This window comes from Streptomyces sp. NPDC045967 (assembly GCF_056430495.1).
On the sequence record NZ_JBWKLE010000004.1, the window covers coordinates 456555 to 482207 of the forward strand.

Annotated in this window: 25 protein-coding genes, 1 tRNA gene and 1 pseudogene; 16 read left to right on the forward strand and 11 right to left on the reverse strand. The window is 71.9% G+C overall.

Annotated features, from left to right (window positions below; genetic code table 11):
* Positions 1-22: 22 nt before the first annotated feature.
* From AC07FY_RS12100 to AC07FY_RS12115, 4 genes are all read right to left on the reverse strand, one after another.
* Positions 23-520, reverse strand: a complete 498-nt coding sequence (locus AC07FY_RS12100) for a copper chaperone PCu(A)C (RefSeq protein WP_479004252.1) — start codon at positions 518-520, stop codon at positions 23-25.
* Positions 517-1170, reverse strand: a complete 654-nt coding sequence (locus AC07FY_RS12105) for an SCO family protein (RefSeq protein ID WP_479004255.1) — start codon at positions 1168-1170, stop codon at positions 517-519. The genes AC07FY_RS12100 and AC07FY_RS12105 overlap by 4 nt, the downstream gene beginning before the upstream one ends.
* A 67-nt stretch (positions 1171-1237) precedes the next feature.
* Positions 1238-1957, reverse strand: coding sequence for a YcnI family copper-binding membrane protein (locus tag AC07FY_RS12110; protein WP_479004258.1), 720 nt, complete (start codon positions 1955-1957; stop codon positions 1238-1240).
* 106 nt (positions 1958-2063) lie between these two features.
* Entirely contained in the window at positions 2064-2906 is an 843-nt protein-coding gene (locus AC07FY_RS12115) for a hypothetical protein (protein ID WP_479004261.1), read from the reverse strand.
* 255 nt (positions 2907-3161) lie between these two features.
* On the opposite strand from AC07FY_RS12115, the gene AC07FY_RS12120 reads away from it, so the two are divergent.
* Complete coding sequence (locus tag AC07FY_RS12120; RefSeq protein WP_479004264.1) at positions 3162-3605, forward strand: ATP-binding protein; 444 nt, start codon at positions 3162-3164, stop codon at positions 3603-3605.
* Between the two features lie 86 nt (positions 3606-3691).
* Here AC07FY_RS12120 and AC07FY_RS12125 read toward each other — a convergent pair whose 3' ends face one another.
* Positions 3692-5158 carry an aminopeptidase P family protein gene (locus tag AC07FY_RS12125; protein ID WP_479004267.1) on the reverse strand — a complete coding sequence of 489 codons (1467 nt, stop codon included), beginning with the start codon at positions 5156-5158 and terminating at the stop codon, positions 3692-3694.
* Positions 5159-5353: 195 nt separating this feature from the next.
* Positions 5354-6883, reverse strand: a complete 1530-nt coding sequence (locus tag AC07FY_RS12130) for a PP2C family protein-serine/threonine phosphatase (protein WP_479004270.1) — start codon at positions 6881-6883, stop codon at positions 5354-5356.
* A gap of 426 nt (positions 6884-7309) precedes the next feature.
* Here AC07FY_RS12130 and AC07FY_RS12135 point away from each other — a divergent pair, with 426 nt between their 5' ends.
* Together AC07FY_RS12135 and AC07FY_RS12140 are read left to right on the forward strand one after the other, a co-directional pair.
* The gene (locus AC07FY_RS12135; RefSeq protein ID WP_479004273.1) at positions 7310-8032 is read left to right on the forward strand and encodes a bifunctional DNA primase/polymerase; all 723 of its coding nucleotides are present in this window, start codon (positions 7310-7312) and stop codon (positions 8030-8032) included.
* A gap of 206 nt (positions 8033-8238) precedes the next feature.
* Positions 8239-8832, forward strand: coding sequence for a hypothetical protein (locus tag AC07FY_RS12140; RefSeq protein ID WP_479004275.1), 594 nt, complete (start codon positions 8239-8241; stop codon positions 8830-8832).
* A gap of 180 nt (positions 8833-9012) precedes the next feature.
* Here the strand turns inward: AC07FY_RS12140 and AC07FY_RS12145 are convergent, their stop codons facing one another.
* The 3 genes and pseudogenes from AC07FY_RS12145 to AC07FY_RS12155 all read right to left on the reverse strand — a co-directional run bounded on the left by AC07FY_RS12145 (position 9013) and on the right by AC07FY_RS12155 (position 11709).
* On the reverse strand, positions 9013-9987 hold the full coding sequence (locus AC07FY_RS12145; RefSeq protein ID WP_479004278.1) for a DUF5926 family protein: 975 nt from the start codon (positions 9985-9987) through the stop codon (positions 9013-9015).
* Positions 9988-10233: 246 nt separating this feature from the next.
* Positions 10234-10835, reverse strand: a pseudogene (locus tag AC07FY_RS12150) (ATP-binding protein).
* 85 nt (positions 10836-10920) lie between these two features.
* The gene (locus tag AC07FY_RS12155; RefSeq protein WP_479004554.1) at positions 10921-11709 is read right to left on the reverse strand and encodes a glycerophosphodiester phosphodiesterase; all 789 of its coding nucleotides are present in this window, start codon (positions 11707-11709) and stop codon (positions 10921-10923) included.
* Between the two features lie 240 nt (positions 11710-11949).
* Here AC07FY_RS12155 and AC07FY_RS12160 point away from each other — a divergent pair, with 240 nt between their 5' ends.
* From AC07FY_RS12160 to AC07FY_RS12185, 6 genes are all read left to right on the forward strand, one after another.
* Positions 11950-13452, forward strand: coding sequence for a S1C family serine protease (locus AC07FY_RS12160; protein WP_479004281.1), 1503 nt, complete (start codon positions 11950-11952; stop codon positions 13450-13452).
* A gap of 95 nt (positions 13453-13547) precedes the next feature.
* On the forward strand, positions 13548-14453 hold the full coding sequence (locus AC07FY_RS12165; RefSeq protein ID WP_479004283.1) for a LysR family transcriptional regulator: 906 nt from the start codon (positions 13548-13550) through the stop codon (positions 14451-14453).
* 79 nt (positions 14454-14532) lie between these two features.
* Positions 14533-15081, forward strand: a complete 549-nt coding sequence (locus AC07FY_RS12170; protein ID WP_479004285.1) for a cysteine dioxygenase family protein — start codon at positions 14533-14535, stop codon at positions 15079-15081.
* Positions 15081-16127, forward strand: a complete 1047-nt coding sequence (locus tag AC07FY_RS12175; protein ID WP_479004288.1) for a YeiH family protein — start codon at positions 15081-15083, stop codon at positions 16125-16127. Before AC07FY_RS12170 ends, AC07FY_RS12175 begins: the two co-directional genes overlap by 1 nt.
* Before the next feature lie 267 nt (positions 16128-16394).
* On the forward strand, positions 16395-17345 hold the full coding sequence (locus tag AC07FY_RS12180; protein ID WP_479004290.1) for a trypsin-like serine peptidase: 951 nt from the start codon (positions 16395-16397) through the stop codon (positions 17343-17345).
* A 49-nt stretch (positions 17346-17394) separates the two neighbouring features.
* Positions 17395-17479 (forward strand) — tRNA-Ser (locus tag AC07FY_RS12185).
* A 160-nt stretch (positions 17480-17639) separates the two neighbouring features.
* On the opposite strand, the gene AC07FY_RS12190 is transcribed toward AC07FY_RS12185, so the two are convergent.
* Positions 17640-17762: a hypothetical protein gene (locus AC07FY_RS12190; RefSeq protein ID WP_479004293.1), complete on the reverse strand. Its 123-nt coding sequence runs from the start codon at positions 17760-17762 to the stop codon at positions 17640-17642.
* A 125-nt stretch (positions 17763-17887) separates the two neighbouring features.
* Entirely contained in the window at positions 17888-18760 is an 873-nt protein-coding gene (locus tag AC07FY_RS12195) for a helix-turn-helix domain-containing protein (protein WP_479004296.1), read from the reverse strand.
* Between the two features lie 449 nt (positions 18761-19209).
* Between AC07FY_RS12195 and AC07FY_RS12200 the strand changes: the two genes are divergently transcribed.
* The 7 genes from AC07FY_RS12200 (at position 19210) to AC07FY_RS12230 (ending at position 25485) form a co-directional block, all read left to right on the forward strand.
* Positions 19210-19632, forward strand: coding sequence for a DUF6344 domain-containing protein (locus tag AC07FY_RS12200; protein WP_479004299.1), 423 nt, complete (start codon positions 19210-19212; stop codon positions 19630-19632).
* A gap of 514 nt (positions 19633-20146) precedes the next feature.
* Positions 20147-21316, forward strand: a complete 1170-nt coding sequence (locus AC07FY_RS12205; protein WP_479004557.1) for an acyl-CoA dehydrogenase family protein — start codon at positions 20147-20149, stop codon at positions 21314-21316.
* Complete coding sequence (locus AC07FY_RS12210) at positions 21313-22245, forward strand: bifunctional MaoC family dehydratase N-terminal/OB-fold nucleic acid binding domain-containing protein (protein WP_479004301.1); 933 nt, start codon at positions 21313-21315, stop codon at positions 22243-22245. Before AC07FY_RS12205 ends, AC07FY_RS12210 begins: the two co-directional genes overlap by 4 nt.
* A complete protein-coding gene (locus AC07FY_RS12215) occupies positions 22245-23276 on the forward strand; it encodes an acyl-CoA dehydrogenase family protein (RefSeq protein WP_479004304.1) in 1032 nt (343 codons plus the stop codon). The genes AC07FY_RS12210 and AC07FY_RS12215 overlap by 1 nt, the downstream gene beginning before the upstream one ends.
* Complete coding sequence (locus AC07FY_RS12220; RefSeq protein ID WP_479004306.1) at positions 23273-23656, forward strand: MaoC/PaaZ C-terminal domain-containing protein; 384 nt, start codon at positions 23273-23275, stop codon at positions 23654-23656. The genes AC07FY_RS12215 and AC07FY_RS12220 overlap by 4 nt, the downstream gene beginning before the upstream one ends.
* A complete protein-coding gene (locus AC07FY_RS12225; RefSeq protein WP_479004309.1) occupies positions 23653-24819 on the forward strand; it encodes a lipid-transfer protein in 1167 nt (388 codons plus the stop codon). The genes AC07FY_RS12220 and AC07FY_RS12225 overlap by 4 nt, the downstream gene beginning before the upstream one ends.
* Before the next feature lie 132 nt (positions 24820-24951).
* Complete coding sequence (locus tag AC07FY_RS12230; RefSeq protein ID WP_479004312.1) at positions 24952-25485, forward strand: SigE family RNA polymerase sigma factor; 534 nt, start codon at positions 24952-24954, stop codon at positions 25483-25485.
* The last annotated feature ends 168 nt before the right edge of the window (positions 25486-25653 follow it).

Consider the following 25653-nt stretch of genomic DNA (forward strand, 5'->3'; position numbering starts at 1 on the left):
GGCGAGTCGCTTCCTCGGTCCGTCAGTGGCCGTGGCCGGCGGTGGATGTCGGAGCCTGCGCGGTGTACGTCCGTTCCTTCACATCGAGTTCGACCTTGACCGGGGCGGCCTTCTCGAAACGCAGCTCGACGGTGACCTTGTCGCCGACCTTGGGCGTGCTCTTGAGCCCCATGAACATGATGTGGTCGCCGCCGCGCTCCAGCCGGAGCTCACCACCCGCGGGCACGTCCAGGGACGGCACCTGCTGCATCTTCTGGTTCTTGGTCTCGTGGATCTGCAGGTCGTCGGAGAGCGGGGAGGTGACGCCGGTGAGCTTGTCGGCGGTGGCGGAGTCGTTCTTGATGACCATGAACGCGCCGGCCATCTTGTCGTTCACCGGTTCCGGCATGAACGCGCCGCTGACCGCGGGCGCGGGCTTGGCCGCCCCGTCCCCGGAGCCGGAGCCGGAGCAGCCGGATATGGCGAGAGCTGCCGTCAGGGAGAGGGCGGCGGCGAGGGTGCGGGTGGTGCGGGTGTTCACGGGTTCTCCCCCTTGACGATCTTCGGCAGGTCCTTGGTGTAGTCGTCGACGGTCGTGCCCTCGCCGTAGAGGACGTAGCCCTCGTCGGTCTTGGGGGAGAACGCGATGACCTGCGCGCCGTGCATGGAGACGACGCTGCCGTCGGCCTCCTTCTGGGCGGCCTCGATACCGATGCCGAGCGACCGGGCGGCGGCCTGGATGGTGGCGAAGTCCCCGGTGAGTCCGGTGAAGGACGGGTCCTGGGCCTTGAGCCAGGTGCCGAGGGAGTCGGGGGTGTCCCGTTCGGGGTCGGTGGTGACGAAGACGACCCGGAGGTTGTCCTGGTCGGCCTTGGGGAGTGCCTTCTTGGCAACGGCGATGTTGCTCATCGTCAGCGGGCACACGTCGGGGCAGTTGGTGTAGCCGAAGTAGATGAGCGTCGGCTTGCCCTTGGTCTGCTCCCGCAGGTTCCACGGCTTGCCCGTGGTGTCGGTGAGGACCAGTTCGGGCTTGTCGAACGGGCGGTCCAGCACGGTGGCGGCCCTGGTCTTGCTCGGGCCACCGGCGATCTGGTTGACCGGGCCGGGCTCGGCGGATTCGCCGCCGCAGGCGGTCAGGGTGAGTGCGGCCGCCGCGAGGAGTGCGGCGACCGTCACGCGTGTGGTGCGCATGGAGAGGTGTCCCTGGGATCGGGGATGTGGCGGATGGGGGAAACGGCAGGGCGAGGGGCGCTGCCGGTCAGGCGGAGCGGCGGCGCGAGGCGACACCGAAGGCCACACCGCCGAGCCCGATGACGATGCCGGCGATGCCGAGGGCACGGGCGGTGGTGTCGGAACCGTGCGCGGAGTCGGCCTGGTCGTGACCGCGTGCGTCCTCGGCGTCCTTGGTCCCGTCGGTGTTCTTGTCGTCGGCGTCGTGGTGGTCTCCGCCCTTGGGGGCGGTCAGCTTCAGGACGGGCGCGGGGTTCTGCGGTTCCGCGGCGCCTTCCTTGGCCTCTTCGATCCAGCGGACGACCTCGCCGTTGTCGTAGGTCTGGATGGACTTGAAGACCATCTGCTCCGCGTTCTCGGGCAGCTTGCCAACGGAGACCGGGAACTGCTGGAACTTGCCGGGACCGATCTTGCCGCCGGACCAGGTGACCTTGGTGACGGCCTCGTTGATCTGCTTGCCGTGGATGGTCAGCGGCTTGGCCAGAGGGCTCTTCTCGACCGTCACGGTCCAGCCGGGCACGTCCTGGGGCATGACGGACGTGAGGGGCTGGTCGATCGGGAAGTTGACCTCCAGCTGGGTGGTCGAGGCGTTGTCGCGCTCGTTGGGGACCTTGAAGTCGATGGTCGCGTAGCCGCCCTTGGCGGCCTCGCCGGGCTGTACGCCGACGTGCGCGGAGGCGGGAGCGGACAGCAGGAGGACGGTACCGGTGGCGAGGGCGGCGGCGAAGGAGACGCGAGAGGTCTTCATGGCAGGAACACTCCACGGAAGCAGGGGTGACGTCGGCTCCGCGCACGGGTGCGCGCGGAGGTCGCGGCACCGGGTCCCGTCGTGCGTCCGGGGAGCGGGTGCCGCGTCAGGCTGCGAGAGCGAGCGCCGTGGGCGGCCCGCGCCTGATCACCGTGTGCTGCAGCGCCTCACGGCCAGGGGCGGCCGCGGGGTCGGCCGAGGTCCCCGGGGCCTGCGGCACTCCGCAGGGAGAGCCGGAGAGTCCGGCTCCCAGGGCGCGTACGAACGCCAGCGCGGTCCGCAGCGGACGCACCGGGTCGGCTTCGGGGGAGAGCCGGGACAGTTCGACGAGCCGGAAGAGCGCGGCGTCGCCACGGGCGAGGAGCCAGCCGGCGGCCAGTGCCGCCAGCAGGTGGCCGAGCAGCATGGCGGGGCTGAACAGTCCGGTCGCGGGGGCCGCGGAGAGCGTCTGCGCCACGTGGGCGTGCGCGCCGTGGCCCTGTGCGGCGAGCTGCCCCGCCTGCGCCGCGTCGGCGGCCAGTGCGGTCGGGTCCAGGCCGGCGGTCGTCAGGATCTGCCGGGCGTCCTCCGGGCTGAGCGGTACGGAGTTCCCCCCGCACACCAGCCGCGCGGCGAGCTCGGGCAGCGAACTGTCGGCACCGGTGACCGGTGCCGCTTCCGCCGAGGCCGCCACCGCGCCGTGCTGGCCGAGACCGAACACCGTGTGCAGCGTCAGCTGTCCGACGGTCAGCCCGGCCGCGACCCCGGCCGGTGAGCGCCGGCGTCCGGCGAGCGGCGCGGCGACCGCGAAGACCGCGAGGAAGCCGAGGCACAGGGACCACCACGGCACCGTGGCGCAGGACGCCAAGGCGTGGCCCGCCGCGGACAGCACGACACAGACCGCGGTGAACACCGCGGCCCGGATGAGCCGGAGGCCGGCTCCGGCGTGCGTCGCGCGGGGGGCAGTCATGGCCGGGCCATCATCGCACTGCCCTCGGGCCCCCCATACGGCAGGTCCGGAAGGTCCCATGAGTCCGACATGGGATCCCGTGCGGTGCCTGGCGGGGCGACGGCCGGAGGACCACGGTCCTGGACACGTCGGCGGTCACCCGGGCACTCGCATATACCGGATCCGAAAAGAGCCGCATCGGCCGAACGGGGGCAATGGAGCTCCCGCCGGCCTCCGAGCGCTTACGGATACCGATCGGTGGCAATACGTAACCGTATGAGCATCTGGTGGTCTCTCCACTTGAGGCGCGAAGCCGCGAGCGTGCCGCTCGCCCGGCGACTGCTGCTCGGGACGATGGAGACCGCGGGGGTGGACCCGGACATCTCCTACGACATCTCGGTGGCCCTGAGCGAGGCGTGCGCGAACGCGGTGGAACACGGCGGATGCGGCGGAATCCCGGACGAGACCGAGGCGTACGACGTCACGGCCTACCTCGACGGGGACCACTGCCGCATCGAGGTGACCGATTCGGGTCCCGGGTTCCCGCCCTCGGCGGTGGCCCGCCGCAGACCTTCCCTGGCCGAGCACGGTCGTGGGCTGCACCTGATCGAGGAACTCGCCGACCACGCCCTGTTCCACAACCGGCCCGGACGCGGCGCCGTCGTCAGTTTCGACAAGATGCTGAAGTGGCGCGACGACGCGCTCCTGAGGGTGTCGTAGGGGCCGGATGCCCCGCCAACGCCGACGGGCGGGACCCCCGCAAGGGTCCCGCCCGTCGTGGCGCCGGCAGCGTGCCGGGGCGCTCGTCAGCCCTTGAGGCGGGCCATCCAGGCCTCGACCTCGACGGACGTGCGGGGCAGTGCGGCCGACAGGTTCCGGTTGCCGTCCTCGGTGACGAGGATGTCGTCCTCGATCCGGACGCCGATGCCGCGGTACTCCTCGGGCACGGTCAGGTCGTCGGCCTGGAAGTACAGGCCGGGCTCGACCGTGAGGCACATGCCCGGCTCCAGCGTGCCGTCGACGTACGCCTCGGTGCGCGCGGCGGCGCAGTCGTGGACGTCCATGCCGAGCATGTGACCTGTGCCGTGCAGCGTCCAGCGGCGCTGCAGGCCGAGCTCCAGGACGCGCTCGACCGGACCCTCCAGCAGGCCCCACTCGACGAGCTTCTCGGCCAGGACGTGCTGGGAGGCGTCGTGGAAGTCGCGGAACTTGGCTCCGGGCTTGACCGCGGCGATGCCGGCTTCCTGCGACTCGTACACCGCGTCGTAGATCTTGCGCTGGATGTCGCTGTAGGTGCCGTTGATCGGCAGCGTGCGCGTGACGTCGGCGGTGTAGAGCGAGTGGGTCTCCACACCGGCGTCGAGCAGCAGCAGGTCTCCGGAGCGGACGTCGCCGTCGTTGCGGACCCAGTGCAGGGTGCAGGCGTGCGGGCCGGCGGCGCAGATGGAGCCGTAGCCGACGTCGTTGCCCTCGACGCGGGCCCGCAGGAAGAAGGTGCCCTCGATGTAGCGCTCGGAGGTGGCCTCGGCCTTGTCGAGGACCTTCACGACGTCCTCGAAGCCGCGGACGGTGGAGTCGACGGCCTTCTGCAGCTCGCCGATCTCGAAGTCGTCCTTCACGGCGCGGGCCTCGGAGAGGTAGACGCGCAGCTCCTCGTCGCGCTCCTTGGTCACCTTGTCGGTGAGGGCGGACTCGACGACCGTGTCGTGGCCGCGCACGACGCGCACCGGGCCCTCCGCCTCGGCGAGGGCCTCGGCGAGCTCGCGGACGTCCTTGGCGGGAATGCCCAGCAGCTGCTCGGCCTCGGTGAGGGAGTGGCGCCGGCCGACCCACAGCTCGCCCTGGCCCGAGAGCCAGAACTCGCCGTTCTCCCGGTTGGAGCGCGGCAGCAGGTAGACGGTGGCCGTGTGGCCGGTCGCCCCGGTGGGCTCCAGGACGAGAACGCCGTTCTCGGTCTGGTCGCCCGTGAGGTACGCGTACTCGGTGGAAGCGCGGAAGGGGTACTCGGTGTCGTTCGAGCGGGTCTTCAGGCGGCCCGCGGGGACGACGAGGCGCTCGCCGGGGAAGCGCTCGGACAGCGCGGCGCGGCGGGCGGCGGTGTGGGCGGCCTGGGCGATGGGCTCCAGCCCGCGCAGCTCCGTGTCGGCCCAGCCGGTGCGCATGCTCTCGGCGAGTTCGTCGCTGACGCCCGGGTACAAACCGTTCTTGCGCTGCTTGTGCGTCTTCTTGGGCTGCTCTTCGTCCGGGGTCTCCGGGGTGAGCTCGTCAGCCACGTCATTCTCCTCAGCTACGACGACAGGCACGGACCGGGGTGGGGCCCTTGTCCATCGTATGTGCGAGCTCCGGCAGCCCCGTGTGCTTTATCGCACGAACGACCGGTTTGCCCGCACCGCACGCGACCTCTCTCCACCCCGCACGCCACCCCTCTCCACCCCCGCACGCCGCCCCACTCGCACCGCGCGCAGCGCTCACTCGAACCGGGCGGCCAGCAGCACGATGTCCTCGGGGAGGCCGGCCGGGTCTCCGTCGGGCAGGAGGGATCGCAGGACGTGGTCGCAGACGGCGGCCGGGTCCTCGCGGGCGGAACGGGGGACTGAGGCGGCCGCCGCGTGCAGCCGGGCGTAGGCCCGGTCCATCGGGTCACCGGTGCGCCGCAGCAGCCCGTCCGTGTAGAGCAGCACCGTTTCTCCCGGTGCGGGCTCGATCTCCACGCTCGGCGCCTCCCAGCAGGACAGCATCCCGAGCGGCGCCGAGAGCGAGGTTTCCAGGTACTCGGTGCGGCGCTCGCCGATGAGCAGCGGCGGGGCGTGCCCGGCGCCGGCCAGGAGGATCTTCCGCTGGGCCGGCTCGCAGTAGGCGAAGAGCGCGGTGGCCGAGCGGGCCGGCTCGGTCAGGCGCAGCAGCAGTTCCAGGTCGGACAGGACGGCGACCGGATCCTCGCCCTCCATCACGGCGTAGGCGCGCAGCGAGGCCCGCAGCCGTCCCATCGCGGCCACGGCGCTGGGGCCGGAGCCGGTGACGGACCCGACGGCCAGTCCCAGGGCGCCCTCGGGCAGCGGCAGAGCGTCGTACCAGTCGCCTCCGCCCTGAGGCCCGGTGTGGTGGCGGGCGGCGAGCTCGACCCCGGGAACCCGGGGGAGGCGGCTGGGCAGCAGCTCCTCGGTGACGGTGGCCAGGCGCGACCGGGAGCGCTCGACCTCGAGCATCCGGGCGAGGTGTTCGGCCGCGTGCCGTACGTAGAGTCCGAGGAGGTCGCGCTGGCGGTCGTCGGGCTCGGCCTGCTCGTCGTAGAGCCAGACCGCCGCGCCGAGCCGGCCGGTGGCCTCGGCGGTCAACGGGAGGGCGTAGCTGGCGGCGTAGCCGAGGCGGGCGGCCACCTCGCGGTGGCGGGGGTCGAGGGGGGCGGCGAAGCCTCCGGCGCCGGGGGGCTCGCCGGGTTCGGGCAGTACCTCCGAGCCGCCGTGGGCGCCGGGGAGCCCGTCGAGGATGCGGCCGTAGGAGGTGGCGCTGCGCGGCACGGTCTCGATGTGGCCGAGGTCTGCGTGGCCGAGTCCCAGGCCGATCGTGCTCATCGGGCCGAGTCCGTCGGAGGGTTCGAGGACGATCAGGCCGCGGCGGGCGCCGACGAGCGCGGCGCCGGCGCGCAGGAACTCGCGGAGGGAGGACTCGAGATCGCCGGTGCGGGCCTGGCGTTCGGTGAGCTCGTGGAGGGTGGTGAGGTCCGAGACCATGCTGGCCAGACGGTCCTGGATGAGACCGCCGGGGCCGGGTACCGCGGCCGGGGCGGGGGTGGTGCGGGCGGGCGTGGGCGCCGCAGTGTGCGCTGGCGCCGTATCCGTTGGATCGATTTCAGCCACTTTCGGCAGATGCGGAGCGCTCATGGCGTCCGCCTTTCCACCTGGTGCGATTCGCCATATAGCATCGCAAACCCCCAGATCGTGCTGCGCCGCCATCAAGGAATCCACATCTACACGCACACACGGATCCGTGTCCAGCATTGTCAAGGTGGGAATCCTGGTGTCCGTGGGGCGGCAACTCACTGTCCAGCCAAGGCTAGAACTTGGCCGGAAAAAGACGGAAGCGAGCGGTTTTTGCGGTCGACTGGGCGGGCCCCACGAGGGGTCCGGGTACGTAATCCGTAGTGCCTGGGGCCAGTTGGCGCGGTCCGGCACTGCTCGGCCACGATCTCGGCACCGCTGCGTTGCCCCGTCCGGACCCCCCCGAGAGGGTTCGGGAACCGCTCGGGGACGGCCGCCGTCCTTAACCGCGGTGGCCGGTGCGGACTTGCGTTCCATGACAGAACAGCACAAATCATGTGAACCTGCTTATAGCGGACAGTGACGCGAAAACCTGTACGTGTGGTGATACACCGCTCACACGGTGTGATGTGGCCCTCGACGTTCAACGGAAAGGAACGAGCGCTCATGCGCGAGATCCTCGGAAGGCGTCTCAAGCGGCTCCGCGATCGCTTTCAATCCCTGCGCCCCACCCCGCGACAGGCCGGCACCGCGCCGGCCCTCCTCGAAGCGGCGCTCACCTGCGCCACCCGCTGGCAGTGGCCCGTGCTGCCCGGAGTCGGCCGCTCCGCCGCGGACGGCTCGCGCTGCGCCTGCCCCGACCCCGACTGCGTCGTGCCCGGCGCGCATCCCTTCGACCCCGGCCTGCTCGCCGCCACCACCGACCCCCGCATGATCAGCTGGTGGTGGACCAACCGGCCCACCGCCCCCGTCCTGATGGCCACCGGGGGAACCGCCCCGTGCGCCGTGAGCCTCCCGGCCGGCGCGGCCGCGCAGGCCCTCGTACGGCTGGACGCGCAAGGCCTGCGGCTCGGGCCGGTCGTGGCCACGCCGACGCGGTGGTCGCTGCTGGTGGCGCCGTACTCGCTGGAACGGCTCGGCGAACTCCTCTACGCCAAGGACCACGTGCCTTCCTCGCTGCGCTTCCACGGCGAGGGCGGCTACCTCCTGCTGCCCCCCTCCGCCGCCTCCAGCGGTGGCCTGGTCCGGTGGGAAAGGGAACCGGCGCCGGAGCCGGCACCCTCCGCGGGCGGGCCCGAACTCTGGCTTCCACAGGTGGAGGCCGTGGTGGACGCGCTGGTCGAGGCGAGCACCGGCGCGCCGGGCGGCGGCAGCAGGCTCGCCTACTGACCGACCGGCCCACCTCGGGCCGCGCTGCGGCTGCGAACGCGCGGACTCGCCCGACGGCTCGCCGCCTGATGGCGCCCGCGCCGGTCCGACCTCCGGGGTGGCGGTGCCCGCGCGGATCACTCGTACGGGTGCCAGCGGGGCCGGTTTCCCGGGGAATTGGGCGCGGGGATCTCCCTGCCCCATTCCCGCGTCGCTATCTTCGGCGAATGAATCTCCGCCTGATCGGTATCGGCGCCGGTGTGCTGGTCATCTTGTCGCTCCCGCTCGCAGGAGCGATCGCCGGGCCGGATTTCGCCGGTCAGGACGACGCGAAAAGCGGCGGCTTGTTCTCGACCCTCGGGCTGCGGGACGCCGCACGGCCGGCTTCCTCGGCCTCGGCGCGATCGGCGCAGACGCCCGCTCCGGCGCCGCCCGCGGCCGGCCCGGAGCGGTCCGGCCCCTTCGAGCAGCCCCGTACCGATTCCCGGTGCGGCCCCGAGCTGTCCTCCCCCCAGGGCGTGGAGGCGCAAACGTGCGTGCTCGTGGGCGAAGGGCGGACGTGGGGCCGGAGTTACTACCGGAACACGAGCGGCCGCGCGCTCGATGCAGTGCTGACGGTGATGGGACCGGCCGGGCGTACTGTGCAGATCCTCTGCGCCATCGGCGCGGGCGACGAACCGGGGTTGTGCGAGACGCCGAGGGAGGCCTCGGCCGGGGCGCCGGACGGTTACTCGGCCGTAGCGGAATTTGCAGTTCCGGATGATGAAGGGAAGCTGCTCCTGCGGTCCGGGAGCAACTCACCGGCACCGGGAGACGGTTGAGAACCGTCCTAAATTCAAGGCCCGGTCGCTGGCGACGGGGGATGCACCAGCGACCGGGCTACAAGAACGGTAACAAGAGATCGCCGGTACGCAAATTCGATCTCTGATATTCGGACACCGATTTGCAGACGGTTAGCGGGAGTTGTGACTCCTGTCACCGGATCGGCGCGGTGGCGCAGGTCAGCTGAGGGTCACCTGGCGGTTGGTGAGCCCGCCGCGTGCCCGGCGCTCGTCCGTGGTCAGCGGGGCGTCCGAGGCCAGAGCCGTGGCCAGCCGCTCCGCGAGCTCCGCCGCCGGCTTCTCGACGTCGTCGGCCGTGACCCCGGTGGGGAGGTCCCAGACGGGGACCATCAGGCCGTGCGCGCGGAAGGAGCCGACGAGCTTGGTGCCTTCACCGAGCGAGGAGGTGCCGGCGGCGTGCAGCCGCGCGAGGGCGTCGAGCAGCTTCTCCTCGGGGTGCGGCATGACCCAGCGCAGGTGGTTCTTCTCCGGGGTCTCGCACCAGTAGGCCGCGTCCACGCCCGTCAGCTTGACGGTGGGAATGGCGGCCGCGTTGGCCCGTTCCAGCGAGGCGGCGATCTCCGGGGAAGCGCTCTGGGCGCTCTCCGATTCCGGAATCCAGAATTCGAAGCCGGTGTGCACAACCGGCTCGAAAACGCCCTCCGGGTCCAGGAGATCCTGAAGTCGCGGACCGTCGGCCGGCACCCGGCGGGCCGGAACGGGACTACCGGGCTCCGCTACGAGCGCGCGCTGGAGGGTGTCCGCCATGTCCCGGCCGAGGTCGCCGCTGGAGGAGTCGTTCTGCAGGCCGAGGAGGACGGAGCCGTCCTCGCGGCGCAGCGCCGGCCAGGCCATGGGGAGCACGGTGACCAGCGTGACGGAGGGAACGCCCTCGGGCAGGCCGCCCTTGAGGGTGAGCGGGACGGTGGCCGCCGGGACCAGCTCGCGCAGCGCGACCCAGTCGCATTCGCCGGGCAGGCCTTCGAAGGGGCGCCGGACGTGCTCGGTGACGGCGTGCGCGGCGGCCGCCCCGTGGCAGGCCTTGTAGCGGCGCCCGGATCCGCAGGGACAGGGCTCACGAGCGCCCACCACCGGGATTTCACCGTTGTTGAGCTGCGGCTTTGCGGTCTTGGCTGCGGGGCGCTTCTTGGCCATCGTGCGTGTCTCCCGGTTGCGGCGGTACGGCGTCGTGTCTCGGCGCGAGCCTAGCCGTTCGTACCGCCGGAACCGGTGGGGTGCGGCCGGGAGCACGGTCGGCGTGCGCTCCCGGACGGCCGCGTGTGCGATGTCCGGTACTGCTGTGTGGCGCTTGTCCTGCTGCTCGCTCGTTGACGGATCCCGGTCACGGATCCCCATCGCGGATCCCGGTCACGGATCCCGCTTCGGTTGGCGGAGCCCCGTTCACGGCTCCAGGTCGTCGAAGGCCGTGGTGAAGTCGATCGCCGGGGGCGCAACGCGCGTAGCGAAATCGTCGTGCCGGGGCCCGCAGGCGACGATCACCCAGACCGTGACCTCACCCGCCGCTCCATCCCGGACACCCCAGTCCTGGGCCAGCGCGCTGATGATGTTCAGCCCGCGGCCGCCCCGTGCGGTGACCGAGGGCGTGGCCGGGACCGGGCGGGTGGGTCCGCCCCCGTCCGTGACCTCGACCGTCAGCCGTCCCGCTGTGTCGACGCGCCATGCGGCGCGTATCTCCCCGTCTCCGACTTCCCGCGCGCCCAGGGGCCTGCCATGTCGGCAGGCGTTGCTGAGCAGTTCGGAAAGGATCAGTACGGCATCGTCCACGACCGATTCGGACACCCCGCTGATGCGCAATTGCTCCCGCATCCGGTGCCGCGCTTCGCCCACGCCCGCAGGACCATGGCGTACATCCATGCACGACGACGTGGGCACTTCCTGTGCCACCACCAACGCCACCCCCGGAACCTCCTTAGCCCCACGCATGGTCTGGATGCCCCAATGGCCTGGACCGGAAACCGCCGCGGCGGAGCCCCCTGACGCATTCGAACCGTTCGGATGCGGAGCGGATGCGCCGGGGCACGCCCTGTGACCAGCGGGATGGGAGGGGTGGGTGGGCAAAAGGGGACGTCAGCGCCCCAGTTGGGACAAGACCTGACGTGGTCTGTTGGTGATGATTGCTTCAACACCCAAATCAGCGCAGAGCTGAACGTCTTGGGGATCGTTCACTGTCCATACGTGCACGGAATGGCCCGCACCCTGGAGCTTGCGGATGAAGCCCGGGTGGCTGCGGACGATCCGCATCCCGGGGCCGGCGATCCTCACTCCGGCGGGCAGCCGTCCGTCGCGCATCCGGGGCGAGATGAACTGCATCAGGTACACGGTGGGGATCGTCGGGGCGGCGGCCCGCACCCGGTGCAGCGAGCGGGCCGAGAAGCTCATGACGCGGACGGGGTGGGGGCCCTCCCCCTGCGGGGCGTCCAAGCCGAACCGCTTGAGGAGGAAGATCAGCCGCTCCTCCACCTGTCCGGCCCAGCGGGTCGGGTGCTTGGTCTCGATCGCGAGCGAGACCGGCCGTCCGGCGTCGGAGACCAGCTCCAGCAGGCGCTCCAGGGTGAGGACGGAGGTGCGCTCGGGGTCGGCGTCCCAGTCGGGGGACTCCTCGCGGTCCTTCCAGGAGCCGAAGTCGAGGGCGGCGAGGTCGGCGAGCTCCAGGGCGGACACGGCCCCGCGGCCGTTGGAGGTGCGGTTCACCCGGCGGTCGTGTACCAGGACCAGATGGCCGTCCGCGGTCAGCCGGACATCGCATTCGAGGGCGTCCGCGCCGTCCTCGATGGCTTTGCGGTAGGCGGCCAGGGTGTGCTCGGGGGCGTCCTCCGAGGCGCCGCGGTGGGCGACGACCTGGATGGGGCGCGGCATTGCGTGGGTCACCGGGTCATGGTGCCACCGTCTGGCCGATCGGCGTCGGGACCAGGTCTTGCGGGTGCGTCCGGAATGCCGGATATAAAGAATGGCAGGAGATGCACAGGTCCGGCTTACAGTGCTCTGACGGGCTATGGGAAAAGCTTTGCCCAGGAACTTGTACGGCACGTCGAACGTTCAGTCGGCCCGATACAGCCAGAGAATTTCTGCAGCCGTGTGTGACGAGGAGAGAGAGCTGTGAGCACCGAGAACGAGGGCACCGCGGCCCCCACACCCCCCGCGGCCCCGTCCGCACCCCCTGCTCCGGCCTCCGCGACGCAGGCGGCCGGACCGGTACCCGTTGCCGAGCCGGTGACCCAGCAGCTGCCGCACACGGCAGCGCAGGGCGCCGAGCCGACCCAGCACATCCCGCCCGTGCCGGCGCCCCCGCCCGCGGCCCCGGCGTACGGGCAGTCACCGGCGTACGGGCAGTCACCGGCCGGCGCCCAGGCACCGGCGGCCCACGGAGCCGAGGGCTGGCCGCCTCCGCCGCCCACGGTGCCCGCTTACGGCGCCGGTGGCCACGGCGGTGGCGGTGCCTGGGGTGCCCCCTTCGGTGCGGACGGCACCCCGCCGGCCAAGCCCAAGGGCCGGGGCGGCCTGATCGCGGCCGTGCTCGCCGCGGCGCTGCTCGCCGGCGGCATCGGCGGTGGCGTCGGCTACTGGGCCGCCGACCGGAGCGAGAACGGCACGGGCTCGACGACGATCAGCGCGGGCAACACCCCGAAGGACCTCAAGCGGGAAGCGGGCTCGATCGCGGGCCTCGCGGCGGGTGCGCTGCCCAGCGTGGTCACCATCGAGGCCTCGGCCGGCGACGGCGACGGCGGAACCGGCACCGGGTTCGTCTATGACCAGCAGGGCCACATCCTCACGAACAACCACGTGGTGGCCTCCGCCGCGAACGGCGGCAAGCTCACCGCCACCTTCTCCGACGGCAAGAAGTACGACGCCGAGGTCGTGGGCCGGGCGCAGGGCTACGACGTGGCCGTCCTCAAGCTGAAGAGCCCGCCCGCCGGCCTCAAGCCGCTGCCGCTCGGCGACTCCGAGAAGGTCGCGGTCGGCGACGCGACCATCGCGATCGGCGCACCCTTCGGCCTGTCCAACACGGTCACCACGGGCATCGTGAGCGCCAAGAACCGCCCGGTCGCCTCCGGCGACGGTTCCGGCAGCAAGAACTCGTACATGAGCGCGCTCCAGACCGACGCCTCGATCAACCCGGGCAACTCCGGCGGCCCCCTTCTCGACGGGCGCGGCGCGGTCATCGGGATCAACTCGGCGATCCAGTCGGCGGGCAACGGCGGCTTCGGCGGCGGCCAGGCCGGCTCCATCGGCCTCGGCTTCGCCATCCCGATCAACCAGGCGAAGAACGTCGCCGAGTCCCTGATCAAGACGGGCAAGCCGGTCTACCCGGTGATCTCGGTCTCCGTCGACCTCCAGGCCAAGACCGAGGGCGCGAAGATCTCCGAGCAGGGCGCGCCCGCCAACGACCTGGTCGACCCGAACGGCCCGGCCGGCAAGGCGGGCCTCAAGCCCGGTGACATCATCACCGAGTTCGGCGGAAAGCCGGTCGACAGCGGCCCGACGCTCATCAGCATGATCTGGACGTACAAGCCCGGCGACACGGTGAAGTTGACGTACCTGCGCGACGGCAAGCCGAACACGGTCGACATCACCCTCGGCTCGCGGGTGGGCGACAAGTGACGGGAGAACGCCGAGCGCACCCGGTGGCTTGATGGGAGGGGCCGTGGGCGGAATTCCGCCTACGGCCCCTCCCAACGTCCGCTTATGCTTCACGCGTGTTCGATTCCCGGCACATCCGGACGTTCCACACCGTGGTCGCTGCGGGCTCCTACTCGGCGGCCGCCCGCGTGCTGGGGTACACCCAGCCCGCCATCACCCAGCAGATGAAGGCGCTCGAACGCGCCGCCGGCACCCCGCTGTTCACCCGCGTGGGCAGGAAGATGCAGCTCACGGAGGCCGGGGAGTCGCTCTCGCGGCACGCCGAGGCCATACTCGGCAGCCTCTGTGCCGCCGAGGCCCAGCTCAAGGCGTACGCGCGCCTGCGTACGGGGCGCGTGCGGTTGTGCGGCTTTCCCAGCGCCAACGTCACCCTCGTCCCGGAGGCACTGAGCGGCCTGGCCAAGGAGCACCCGGGCGTACAGGTCGAGCTGCTGGAGGGGGAGCCGCCGGAGTCGCTGCGCCGGCTGGAGCGCGGCGAGTGCGACATCACCCTGGCCTTCACCTACCCCGGGCTGCACGAGGAGGTCCCGGAGGAGGTCGCCGAGGTCAGGCTGCTGGAGGATCAGCTGACGGTGCTGCTCCCGACGGGGCACCCGCTGGCCCGCCGCCGCGCCGTACACCTCGCGGACCTGGCCGAGGAGCAGTGGATCGCGGGCTGCCCCCGCTGCCGGGCCAACCTCCTGCACGAGTGCGCGGAGCTGGGCTTCGTACCCGACATCCGTTTCGCCACCGACGACAACCTGGTGGTGCAGAGCCTCGTCGCGCAGGGGCTGGGGGTGGCCATGATGCCCGCGCTGGTCCTGCCCTCCCTCTCGCTGAACCGCGTCTGCGGACGGGCCCTGCAGCCCGCGGCCCGCCGTCACATCGCCGCCTACGTCTACCGGGACCACCTGCGCGTGCCGGCGACCGCGGTGGTGCTCGACGCACTGAGGAGTGCGGCCGCGAACCGCGTCGGCTGCTGACCCATCCATAAGCGCACGTTGTGATTTCGGGTCACAACTGTCGTTGGACGTGATGGAACGGCAGCAGGACGCTGCGCATATGACCACCACCACGCCGGCCCGTACGACCACGAGGATGGCCGCCCTCGTCAGTGACATCCGCAAGGTCGTGGACCGGGGGCTGGCCCCGGACGTGACCGCGTACCTGGTGGGCGAACGCCTCACCCCGCATCTGGGCGCACCGGACCTGCTGACGCCAAGCCAGCAGGAAGGCGACCCGGAACGGTACCGGCAGCACCTGCTGCACGCCGAGTCCGACGGCAGCTTCTCGGTGGTGGCACTGGTGTGGCTGCCCGGCCAGGAGACCTGCATCCACGATCACGTGGCGTGGTGCGTGGCCGGGGTGCACCAGGGCCAGGAGAGCGAACGCCGCTACCGGCTCTCCCCGGGGCCGGACACGGCCCGGCTGGTCCCCACCGAGGACGTGGTCAACGGCCCGGGCGAGGTCTGCGGATTCGCTCCGCCCGGGGACATCCACAAGGTGCGCAACTCCTGTCCCGCGAAGGCGATATCGGTGCACGTATACGGAGCCGACGTCTCCCGGCTGGGCACCAGCATCCGCCGTGTCTACACGCTCCCCGTCGACTGATGGCGCTCCTGCACCGCCCCCAGGGGGTGGGGGCCCCGCATGTTTCACGTGAAACACCCATGCTCCGGCCCGGGTTGCTGGCGGCCGCCGGCGGAGCGCTGGCCGCCTGGTGCATCCACCGGCTGGTACCGGCCGTCCCCATGCTGACCGCGTCCGTGGTCCTGGGCATCGCCGCAGCCCACCTTCCCGGCCTGCGGGGCCTTGTACGGGGAGCCGCCCGGCCCGGCCTCTCCCTGGCAGGGCGGCGGCTGATGCGGATCGGCATCGTCCTGCTGGGACTCGGTCTGGGGCTGGACCAGGTTCTCCGGCTCGGCTGGGCGACGGTGGCCATGGTCGCGGCGGTGGTCGCCGCCACCTTCTTCGGCACCCTCTGGCTGGGCCGGCGTCTGGGACTCCCGGGCGACCAACCACTGCTGGTCGCCACCGGCTACTCGATCTGCGGGGCCTCGGCGATCGGCGCGGTGAGCGAGGTCGCGGGGAGCGACGAGGAGGACGTGGCCGCCTCGGTGGCCCTGGTGACCCTCTGCGGGACGCTCGCCATCGCCGTGCTTCCCCTCCTGCAGGGCCCTCTGGGGCTCACCGGTCCGGAGTTCGGGCGGTGGGTCGGCGCGAGCGTCCACGACGTCGGCCAGGTGGTGGCCACCGCGCAGACCGCGGGCCCGGGCGCGCTCGGCGAAGCGGTGCTGGTCAAGCTGATGCGGGTGGCGCTCCTCGCCCCGCTGGTCGCGGCCGTCGCCCTCTCCGTACGGGCCAGGCGGCGCGGGGTGCGCACCGCCTCGGGCCGCCGACCCGCCCCGGTACCGCTGTTCGTCGCCGGGTTCCTGGCCGCGGCGGCCGTACGGGCCACGGGCGTTCTGCCCGATGTGGCCCTGGAGTGGGCCCACACCGCGCAGGAGGCCCTGCTCGCGGCGGCTCTGTTCGGACTGGGAAGTGCCGTGCACCTGCCGAGCCTGGCCCGGACCGGCGGACGGGCCGCGGGGCTCGGGCTGGCGGCCTGGGTGGTCGTGGCCGGGGCCTCGTACGCCGGGGTGCTGCTCACGTCATGACGGCGCGGAGCGAAGGGAGTTGGCCATTTCATGGCCGGAACCGACCGAACGTTCTGACTGCCCGCTGACAATGGCGCGCGCCCGTGCCACTCTGCCCGGCAAGCGCACGCCCCGCACGTCCCGCCGGATCCCGCAGAGCCCGCACACCACTCAGCTCGGGCCGCACCACTCGGCCCGCACCGCACAGCCGATCCGCACCGACCGCTCTTCACCCCCACCCTGCTCAGGTCCGCCCGACCGGACCGGGCACGGCAGAAGGAGTCCTGCGTGAATCGTCATCGCATCGCCGCATCCGTCCTCTTGTCGGCAGGCGCCCTGATCGCGGGGGCCCTGACCGCTGCCTCCCCCTCGGCCGCGGCGGACGCCCCCGCGTCCTTCCGGCAGCAGCACACCCAGGGATTCTGGACCGCCGAGCGGATGCGGGCCGCCGCCCCGCTCGACGTCACGGCGGTCCCCGGCACGGCCCGCACGCCGGTCGCGACCTCCGCCGCCCCCACCCGTATCGCCCCGACGCCCGCCTCCGCCTCACCCACCGCCTTCCCGCAGGCCGGCGGGGCCTGGACGGGCGGCGGAGCGGTGGTGAAGACCTCGGGCCGGGTCTTCTTCACCATGGGGAGCCGGACCGCCTCCTGCTCCGGTGACTCGGTGACCAGCGCCAACGGCAGCACGGTCATGACAGCCGGCCACTGCGTGAAGTACCAGGGCGCATGGCACACCAACTGGGTCTTCGTCCCCGGCTACGACAACGGCAACGCGCCCTTCGGCCAGTGGCCGGCCACCAAGACCTTCGCCACCGACCAGTGGGCCGCGAGCGAGGACATGAACATGGACGTCGGCCTCGCCGTCGTCGCCCCGCTGAACGGCCGGACCCTGACGCAGGCGGTCGGCGCCCAGGGGATCCTCTTCAACGGCGGGTACAACAAGAGGATGTACTCCTTCGGCTTCCCCGCGGCGGCACCGTACGACGGCTCCAAGCTCGTCTACTGCAGCGGCAACAGCGGCAAGGACTTCCTGCTCACCAAGGACCACAGCCTGTCCTGCAACATGACCGGCGGCTCCAGCGGCGGGCCCTGGTTCCAGGACTTCAACGAGACCACCGGTCTCGGCACCCAGGTCTCGGTGAACAGCTTCGGCTACACCTTCCTCCCGAACCGGATGTACGGCCCGTACTTCGGGAACGAGGCGAAGGCGGCCTACGACAAGGCCCAGACCGCCTGACTCTCCACGGCCCCGCCATCCCCGCCCGGCCGGTACTCTGTACCGGCCAGGTGGGTTGCCCGAGCGGCCTAAGGGAACGGTCTTGAAAACCGTCGTGGCGCGAGTCACCGTGGGTTCAAATCCCACACCCACCGCTTGCAGGTCAGGGAACTGGCCGCCAGAGGGCGGGTCCCCGGTCCGGGGGCCCGCCCTCCGTCTTCATCCTGATCAGCACCGGGATCCCCCTGCTTCCCGGCGCCGGCCAGGGTCCATGGGCCGGGAGGCAGCGGCTGCTGCCCGGCCGTGAGCGGGGCGTCAGCGGCCGCCCGCGTGCCCGCCCTCCCGGCGTCGGCGCCTGCGAGCACCCAGGGCGCCCGCCAAACCGATCAAGCCGCCCGTGATGGCACCGGACACGAGGATGCGCAGCAGGTCTTCCATCGGGTAACTCCCCCTCCGGACCAGGTTCACCGCGCGCCGTTCCGTGCGCTTCGGTGCCTGATCGCTACGAAGGGGACACTAGCCACGCGAGGACGGGCAGGCTTGGACGAATTTGACCTCGCGGCTCAGAGCGGGAGGGCTCCCTCCGCCAAGCGGGCGGCGGCCATCCGGCCCGGAGTGGTCCCGGCCAGCGCGCGGAACTCGCGGTTGAGGTGGGCCTGGTCGTAGTAGCCGCAGGCCGCCGCCACTTCCGTGAGGTTCGCGTCCTCCCCGGTGAGCAGCCGCACGGCCCGGTTGAAGCGCAGCACGCGGGCGGAGGTCTTGGGGGTCAGACCGATCTGTTCGGTGAAGCGCCGGATCAGGTAGCCCTGGCTCCAACCCACTTCGTCCGCGATCCGGCGCACCGGGATCACCCCGCCCGCCCGCGACAGCAGGCGCCACGCGTGCCGTACCTCGGGCGCCGGGTCGGGTCCGCGTGCGATCCGGGCCGACAGGGCGAAGTCCAGCAGGTCGAAGCGGGCTGCCCAGTCACCGGTGGCAGCCAGGTGCTCCACCAGCAGCCCGGCGCCGGGTCCGAACACGTCGCGGAGCTCGACCGCCCGGTTGGTCAGCTCGCTCATGGGTACGGCGAACAGTCGGTAGGCCCCCAGCGGGGTCAGCTCGAGCCGGATGGCTTCCTGTCCGCCGGGGTGGTCGCACATGCGCGGTCCGTCCTCCAGGCCGACGACCAGCGAGCCGGTCACCTGGACGGACGGATCCACCTCCCCGACGCGGCGGACCTGGGCGAACGGTTCCCCGAGGTTGATCAGCACGACGGCCCTGCCACTGGGCACCAGGCGGGCCCGATAGGGCGAGGCAGCCGCATCCCAGTAGCCGGCATAGCTGTGTACATAGGGGCGCAGCTGGGGTGGCCACGGCCGGGTCACCCGCCACCGGCCGCCCACCCGCGTCATCTCGACGTTCCGACCGGTCGTGCCCGCGGTTCCGATCACCGGCACATCGCTCTCCCTCCCGCGAGGCGGAGCGCCCACGCCCGCGCGGCGGAGCGCCTGCGGTTCGGGCCCATTGTGGTCCGGCAGTGCCCGGGTCCGCCGGGGACGGGCGGCGCCGCCGGCCACATCGCGCCTGCACGGTGGAAGAGACGCGACGGGTCGCACGCGTTCCCCCGCCGGGGTAACGACGCGCGACACGTCTGCCGACTTGCCGGTGCGCCGCGCGCGTGCCGCTGCGGAGAAGAGCCCTGACGTGGGACGAAGATGCAGGTCAGAGGGGTGCGCGCGGGCTTTCCCGCATCACCTCGCCGCCGGAGACGACCCTGCCGACTGGGCCTTCCGAGTGGTGTTTGTCGGAAGATCGGCGCGCGTCGTGGGTGAGGTGAGGTTGCGGGCACATCATGACGAATGTATTCAGATCCGCCCGTCCGACATTGTGAAACGAGGCACCTGTCATGGCTCAGCGCAGCACCCTCTCCGCTCTCCGGACTTCGGTCCTGAACGCCCTCGTGGCCCTCCTCGCCTTCCTCGGCCTCGGTGGCAAGACCACGCCGGCGGCCGCCTCCGCAGCGGCCCCGGTCGGTCCCCGCGTCCCGGCCGCCGCGGTGCGCCGCCCGGTGCCCGCTCCCCGGCGGACCTGGCGGGCGGTGATGCGCGGCGGTTCGCTGCCGCCGACCATCAAGCAGCGGATCCGCGCCGAGGCGCACGGCAAGTCCCCGTCCGTCCGCCGCTCGACCACCGCCGCCGCCATGGGAGCCGGGCCGGGAACCGCCGCCCGATCCCTGACGCAGTCCGGCGCCCTGGCCGGAGCCGCTGCCGGTGCCCCGTCGGCAGCCACCGCAGGAGCGGCCCGGAACGCGCTCGCACTGGCCGCGTAGGTCCTTCGGTAAGACGTGATGACGAAGGACGACGAAGCCGTAGGCGTACCCGTACAGCCATAGCGCAGTACCCGCAGTACCCGCAGTACTCGTTACATCCGGATTCGCCGGCGTACGCGCCGCCTCCGGGCAAGGTGATGGGAATCGGCGCTGGAGCCCGGTCGCATGTGACCGAGGATCGCGCCGTGTGGTGCCCCGGACCGGGGCACGCAGGAGACGCCCCGGCGGACGCCGGGGGCGCACAGGGGCGCAGACGTCGGCATTGCAGGGCCGCAGTCCCGGGAGACGGTGGGGTTCCCGGACGACGCGGCCCTTTTCGGCATGTCCGGGACACGCGTTCCGGCGGAACGCTCCCTCCCTTGCGGGCACGGATTTCAGTGGTGGTGGCCGCGGCCTCCAGCCGCCTCGCCCTCCCACCCGACCCCGCCCCGATCGCTCCCCGACCTTGACACCACCAGTGAATCTGACGGACAGTCAGCTCTACTCGATGATGCGATGCCGGGAGGCCAGCGCCGTGCACCTCGCCCCGACCGAAGGCCAGTTGCGGCTGCGTGCCCAACTGCGGGAGTACTTCCAGGAGCTGCTGCCGGACGGGGTCCCCCAGGACCCGGCGCAGCAGCGCGTGCTCCTGCGCCGCATCGGCGCCGACGACCTGCTCGGTCTCGGCTGGCCCGTCGAGTACGGCGGCCGGGGACGCGGTCCCGACGAGCAGTTCGTCTTCTTCGACGAGGCATACCGGGCCGGAGCCCCCGTCTCCATGGTCACGCTCAACACGGTCGGTCCGACCCTGATGAAGTACGGCACCAAAGAGCAGAAGGACTACTTCCTGCCCCGGATCCTCGCGGGCGAGATCGTCTTCGCCATCGGCTACTCCGAACCCGGGGCCGGTACCGACCTCGCCGCCCTGCGCACCCGCGCCGTCCGCGACGGCGGTGAGAACGGGGCAGGTGGCGACTGGGTCGTCGACGGGCAGAAGGTCTTCACCTCCAACGCCCAGAACGCCGACTGGATCTGGCTCGCCTGCCGCACGGACCCCGAAGCCCCCAAACACAAGGGCATCTCGATCATCCTGGTCCCCACCGACGCCGCCGGCTTCTCCTGGACCCCGATCGACACCGTCGGCGGCCTCACCACCACGGCCACGTACTACGACTCCGTACGCGTGCCCGCCGGCAACCTCGTCGGCCCCGAACACGGCGGCTGGGGCCTGATCACCAACCAGCTCAACCACGAGCGCGTCGCCCTCGCCGCCATCGGCATGCAGGCCGAGGACTTCTACGAGGCCGCCCTCAGGCACGCCCGCACCCCCGACCCCGTCACCGGCGACCGCCCCGCCGACCTCCCCTGGGTGCGCTCCCGCCTCGCCGAGGCGCACGCCCGGCTGGCCGCCGTACGCCTGCTCAACTGGCGCCTCGTCCAGGACGTGGGCGCCGGGACCCTGGCCCCCGGCGATGCCAGCGGAGTGAAGTTCCTCGGCACCGAATCCACCGTCGAGGTCTACCGCATGTGCCAGGAGGTGGTGGGCGAGGAGGCCCTCATCCGGGGCCCGGCCGCCTTCGCGGGCGGCGAGCTGGAACGGATGAACCGGGCCGCCCAGATCAACACCTTCGGCGGCGGGGTCAGCGAGGTCCAGCGGGAGATCGTCGCCATGATGCGGCTCGGCATGAAGGGGAGGAAGCGATGACGGGGGACGCAGCCGGAGCAATCGAGGAGGCGGACCGGTTCCACACCCTCCTCCTGGCCTTCGAAGGGCAGCCCGCCGCCACCGCGGGGCGGGGCAAGGACGTGGTCAACCAGCCGATGATCCGCCACTGGTGCGAGGCGATGGGCGATGCCCACCCCGCCTACACCGGCCCGGACGCCATCGCTCCGCCCACCATGCTCCAGGCATGGACGATGGGCGGGCTGTCCGGCCACACCGGCCGGTCCTCCGCCTACGACGAGCTCCTCGCGCTCCTCGACTCCGCCGGCTTCACCTCTGTCGTCGCCACCGACTGCGAGCAGGAGTACCTGCGCCCGCTGCGGCCCGGGGACACGGTGACCTTCGACGCCGTCATCGAGTCCGTGTCACCGCGCAAGACGACCAAGCTGGGCACCGGCCACTTCGTGACCACGCGCATGGACGTCCACGCGGACGGCGGGCTGGCCGGCACCCACCGCTTCCGGATCCTCAAGTACGCACCGGCCGCAGCGCGCCGGGAGCAGAAGGACAGGGCCCGGCGCCCCCGACCGGTGATCAACCGTGACAACGAGGGGTTCTGGGCCGGGGTCCGCGACCACAAGCTGCTGATCCAGCGCTGCACCTCCTGCGCCACCCTCCGCTTCCCCTGGTTGCCCGGCTGCAACGCCTGCGCCTGCGCCGACTGGGACACCGTCGAGGCGTCCGGGGCCGGCACCGTCTTCAGCTACGTGGTCATGCACCATCCGCCCTTCCCCGCCTTCGACCCCCCGTACGCCGTGGCGCTCGTCGAGCTCGCCGAAGGGGTCCGGATGGTCAGCAACATCACCGGCGTGCCGTACGACAAGGTGCGCATCGGACTGCCCGTCCACCTGGAGTTCCTCCGCGTGGACGACGAGCTGGAACTGCCCGTCTTCCGCGGGAGTGAGGGCTGATGGACTTCCACCCCACCGAGGAGCAGGCCGCCGCGGCCGGACTCGCCGCGCGGATCTTCCGCGACCTCGCCACCCACGAACGCCTCACCGCCGCCGGCACCGGCAGCGACGCCGAGCTGTGGAAGGCGCTGACCACCTCCGGGTTGATCGCCGCCGTCAGGGATGTCGGCCTGCTGGGGCTGGTCCTGCTGCTGGAGGAGCAGGGCCGCACCACCGCACAGGTCCCGTACGCCGCCACCTGTGCGTACGGCGTGCTCCCGCTGGCCGCACAGGGCAGCCCCGAGCAGCGCGCCCGGCTGCTGCCCGCCCTGGAGAGCGGCGAAGCCGTGGCCACCGGGGCCTTTCCGGCCCGCGGGCGGATCACCGCGCAGGACGGCAGGCTCACCGGGACCGCCCCCGCCGTGCCCTGGCTGCGCGAAGCCACCCACGTGCTGGTCCCGGACGCCGACCGGGAGCTGTGGCTCGTACGGACGGACGCACCGGGTGTACGGACCTCGCCGGTGGAGACCACCGCCCCCTGGTCGGCGGGACGGCTGACCCTGACCGGCGCCGCGGCGGAACGGATCGGCGCCACCGGGGCCTACGGCGAGGTCCTCGCCGCTGCCCGGACCGCCTTCGCAGGCCTCCAGGCGGGTGTCTGCGCCGGCTCGCTCGCCCGCGCCGTGGAGTACACCTCGACCCGCGAGCAGTTCGGCCGGCCGCTCTCCACCAACCAGGGGGTCATGCTGCGCGCCGCCGACGCGTACATGGACACCGAGGCGATCCGGGTCACCGCCTATGAGGCGGCCTGGCGCATGGACGAGGGGCTGCCGGCGCGCGAGCAGGTGCTGACCGCGGCGTGGTGGGCCTCGGAGGCGGGGAAGCGCGTCGTGCACGCCGGCCAGCACCTGCACGGCGGCATGGGCGCCGACGTGGACCATCCGGTCCACCGGCACTTCCTGTGGGGGCGCCAGCTGGACGCCTACCTGGGCTGCGGCAGCGAGCTGCTGGCCGAACTGGGGGCTTCGATAGCCGAGGGGGAACACGCATGAAGGTCGGCGACACACTGCCGCCGCTGGAGATTCCGGTCACCCGCACGCTGATCGTGGCCGGTGCCCTCGCCTCCCGCGACTACCAGGACGTCCACCACGACGCTGAGCTGGCGCGCGAGAAGGGCGCACCGGACATCTTCATGAACATCCTGACGACGAACGGCCTGGTCGGCCGCTACGTCACCGACCGCCTCGGCCCGCACGCCGTGCTGCGCAGGGTGGCGATCCGGCTGGGTGCCCCCAACTATCCGGGCGACACGATGACTCTCACCGGCACCGTCACCGCCGTCACCGGCACCACGGTCGACATCCGTGTGACCGGCGCCAACGGACTCGGCCACCACGTGACGGGAACGGTCACCGCGGAGGTACCGGCATGAGCGTGCGCACGCGCGACGAACTCGGTGGCCGCGCCGCCATCGCCGGTATCGGCGCGACCGAGTTCTCCAAGGACTCCGGCCGCAGCGAGCTCAAACTCGCCGTGGAGGCCGTGCACGCCGCACTCGACGACGCCGGCCTCACACCCGCCGACGTCGACGGCATGGTCACCTTCACGATGGACACCAGCCCCGAGATCACCGTCGCCCAGGCGGCCGGCATCGGGGAGCTGTCCTTCTTCTCCCGCATCCACTACGGCGGCGGCGCCGCCTGCGCCACCGTCCAGCAGGCCGCCCTCGCCGTCGCCACCGGGGTGGCCGAGGTCGTGGTCTGCTACCGCGCCTTCAACGAGCGCTCGGGCCGCCGCTTCGGCTCCGGTGTCCAGCAGCGCGAACCCTCGGCCGAGGGGGCCGCGCTCGGCTGGTCACTGCCCTGGGGGCTGCTGACCCCCGCCTCGTGGGTGGCCATGACGGCCCAGCGCTACCTGCACGCCCACCGGCTCACCCCCGAGGCGTTCGGCCACGTCGCGGTGACCGACCGGCGGCACGCCGCGAACAACCCGGCCGCCTACTTCCACGGCAAACCCATCACCCTCGCCGACCATGCCGCCTCGCGCTGGATCGCGGAGCCGCTGCGCCTGCTGGACTGCTGCCAGGAGACCGACGGGGGCCAGGCCGTGGTCGTCACCACGGCCGAACGGGCCCGTGACCTGCGGCATCCGCCCGCCGTGGTCACCGCTGCCGCGCAGGGCGCCGGCCGCCGCCAGGAGGGCATGACCTCCTTCTACCGCGACGACCTCAGCGGGCTGCCCGAGATGGGCGTGGTCGCGCGCCAGCTGTGGCGGACCAGCGGACTGCGGCCCTCGCACATCGACGTCGGGATCCTCTACGACCACTTCACCCCCTTCGTGCTGATGCAGCTGGAGGAGTTCGGCTTCTGCGCGCCCGGCGAGGCCGGCGATTTCGTCGCCGCGGACGCGCTGCCGCTCAACACCCACGGCGGCCAGCTGGGGGAGGCCTACCTGCACGGCATGAACGGGATCGCCGAGGCGGTCCGTCAGCTGCGCGGCAGCTCCGTCAACCAGGTCGCCGGTGCGGAGCACGTACTCGTCACGGCCGGTACCGGCGTGCCGACCTCCGGGCTGATCCTCGGAGCCGACGGCTGAGACCGGCCGCGTCGGGCTGCGCCCCTCCACCTTCAGGCGGTGGGGTTGGCCCCACTCCTACAACCTGAGGCGGATCCCCCTTCGGCACTTGCGGCCGATCCCAGGGCGCGCGGGCGCTCCTAGCGTGGAGACATGACCACGCCTGTGTGCACGCTCGCCTCGCAGCCGACGCCGTACCCGTCGTTCTCGGCGTACGTCCGGACCCGCGGCACGGTCCTGATGCGCACCGCGCGCTCCCTCACGGCCAACCCGTGCGACGCCGAGGATCTGCTCCAGACGGCCCTGGCGAAGACCTACATGGCCTGGGACCGCATCGAGGACCACCGCGCCCTCGACGGGTACGTCCGGCGGGCCCTGGTCAACACCCGGACCTCCCAGTGGCGCAAGCGCAAGGTCGACGAGTTCGCCTGCGACGAGCTCCCGGAGTCCGAGGAGACCCCCACTGCCGACCCCGCGGAGGCCCAGGCCTTGCGCGACGCGATGTGGCGTGCGGTGACCCGGCTGCCCGACCGCCAGCGGGCGATGGTCGTCCTGCGCTACTACGAGGACCTGAGCGAGGTACAGACCGCCGAGCTGCTGGGGGTGTCGGTCGGCACGGTCAAGAGCGCCGTCTCCCGTGCGCTGGGCAAGCTGCGTGAGGACCCGGAGCTCATACCGGTCCGGTGAGCCGACACCCCGGCCCGCTGCGCCGAACGATGTTTCACGTGAAACGAAGGAGTTGTTTCACGTGAAACACAGCGTGGTTTCTACTCCCGGGTAGTGACATGCCGACCGGTACGTGCGCAGAATCGGCAGCATCCGTAGCCGCCGCGGCGCCGCAGCGCTCACCGGGAG

What these genes read in the sequence shown, in the direction of transcription:
- AC07FY_RS12225 (WP_479004309.1), top strand. Translation starts at nt 23,653, where the DNA reads ATGAGCGTGCGCACGCGCGACGAACTCGGTGGCCGCGCCGCCATCGCC.
- AC07FY_RS12170 (WP_479004285.1), top strand. Translation starts at nt 14,533, where the DNA reads ATGACCACCACCACGCCGGCCCGTACGACCACGAGGATGGCCGCCCTC.
- AC07FY_RS12220 (WP_479004306.1), top strand. Translation starts at nt 23,273, where the DNA reads ATGAAGGTCGGCGACACACTGCCGCCGCTGGAGATTCCGGTCACCCGC.
- AC07FY_RS12175 (WP_479004288.1), top strand. Translation starts at nt 15,081, where the DNA reads ATGGCGCTCCTGCACCGCCCCCAGGGGGTGGGGGCCCCGCATGTTTCA.
- AC07FY_RS12115 (WP_479004261.1), bottom strand. Translation starts at nt 2,906, where the DNA reads ATGACTGCCCCCCGCGCGACGCACGCCGGAGCCGGCCTCCGGCTCATC.
- AC07FY_RS12130 (WP_479004270.1), bottom strand. Translation starts at nt 6,883, where the DNA reads ATGCTGGACACGGATCCGTGTGTGCGTGTAGATGTGGATTCCTTGATG.
- AC07FY_RS12110 (WP_479004258.1), bottom strand. Translation starts at nt 1,957, where the DNA reads ATGAAGACCTCTCGCGTCTCCTTCGCCGCCGCCCTCGCCACCGGTACC.
- AC07FY_RS12190 (WP_479004293.1), bottom strand. Translation starts at nt 17,762, where the DNA reads ATGGAAGACCTGCTGCGCATCCTCGTGTCCGGTGCCATCACGGGCGGC.
- AC07FY_RS12155 (WP_479004554.1), bottom strand. Translation starts at nt 11,709, where the DNA reads ATGCCGCGCCCCATCCAGGTCGTCGCCCACCGCGGCGCCTCGGAGGAC.
- AC07FY_RS12120 (WP_479004264.1), top strand. Translation starts at nt 3,162, where the DNA reads ATGAGCATCTGGTGGTCTCTCCACTTGAGGCGCGAAGCCGCGAGCGTG.
- AC07FY_RS12140 (WP_479004275.1), top strand. Translation starts at nt 8,239, where the DNA reads ATGAATCTCCGCCTGATCGGTATCGGCGCCGGTGTGCTGGTCATCTTG.
- AC07FY_RS12200 (WP_479004299.1), top strand. Translation starts at nt 19,210, where the DNA reads ATGGCTCAGCGCAGCACCCTCTCCGCTCTCCGGACTTCGGTCCTGAAC.
- AC07FY_RS12215 (WP_479004304.1), top strand. Translation starts at nt 22,245, where the DNA reads ATGGACTTCCACCCCACCGAGGAGCAGGCCGCCGCGGCCGGACTCGCC.
- AC07FY_RS12210 (WP_479004301.1), top strand. Translation starts at nt 21,313, where the DNA reads ATGACGGGGGACGCAGCCGGAGCAATCGAGGAGGCGGACCGGTTCCAC.
- AC07FY_RS12145 (WP_479004278.1), bottom strand. Translation starts at nt 9,987, where the DNA reads ATGGCCAAGAAGCGCCCCGCAGCCAAGACCGCAAAGCCGCAGCTCAAC.
- AC07FY_RS12105 (WP_479004255.1), bottom strand. Translation starts at nt 1,170, where the DNA reads ATGCGCACCACACGCGTGACGGTCGCCGCACTCCTCGCGGCGGCCGCA.
- AC07FY_RS12135 (WP_479004273.1), top strand. Translation starts at nt 7,310, where the DNA reads ATGCGCGAGATCCTCGGAAGGCGTCTCAAGCGGCTCCGCGATCGCTTT.
- AC07FY_RS12230 (WP_479004312.1), top strand. Translation starts at nt 24,952, where the DNA reads ATGACCACGCCTGTGTGCACGCTCGCCTCGCAGCCGACGCCGTACCCG.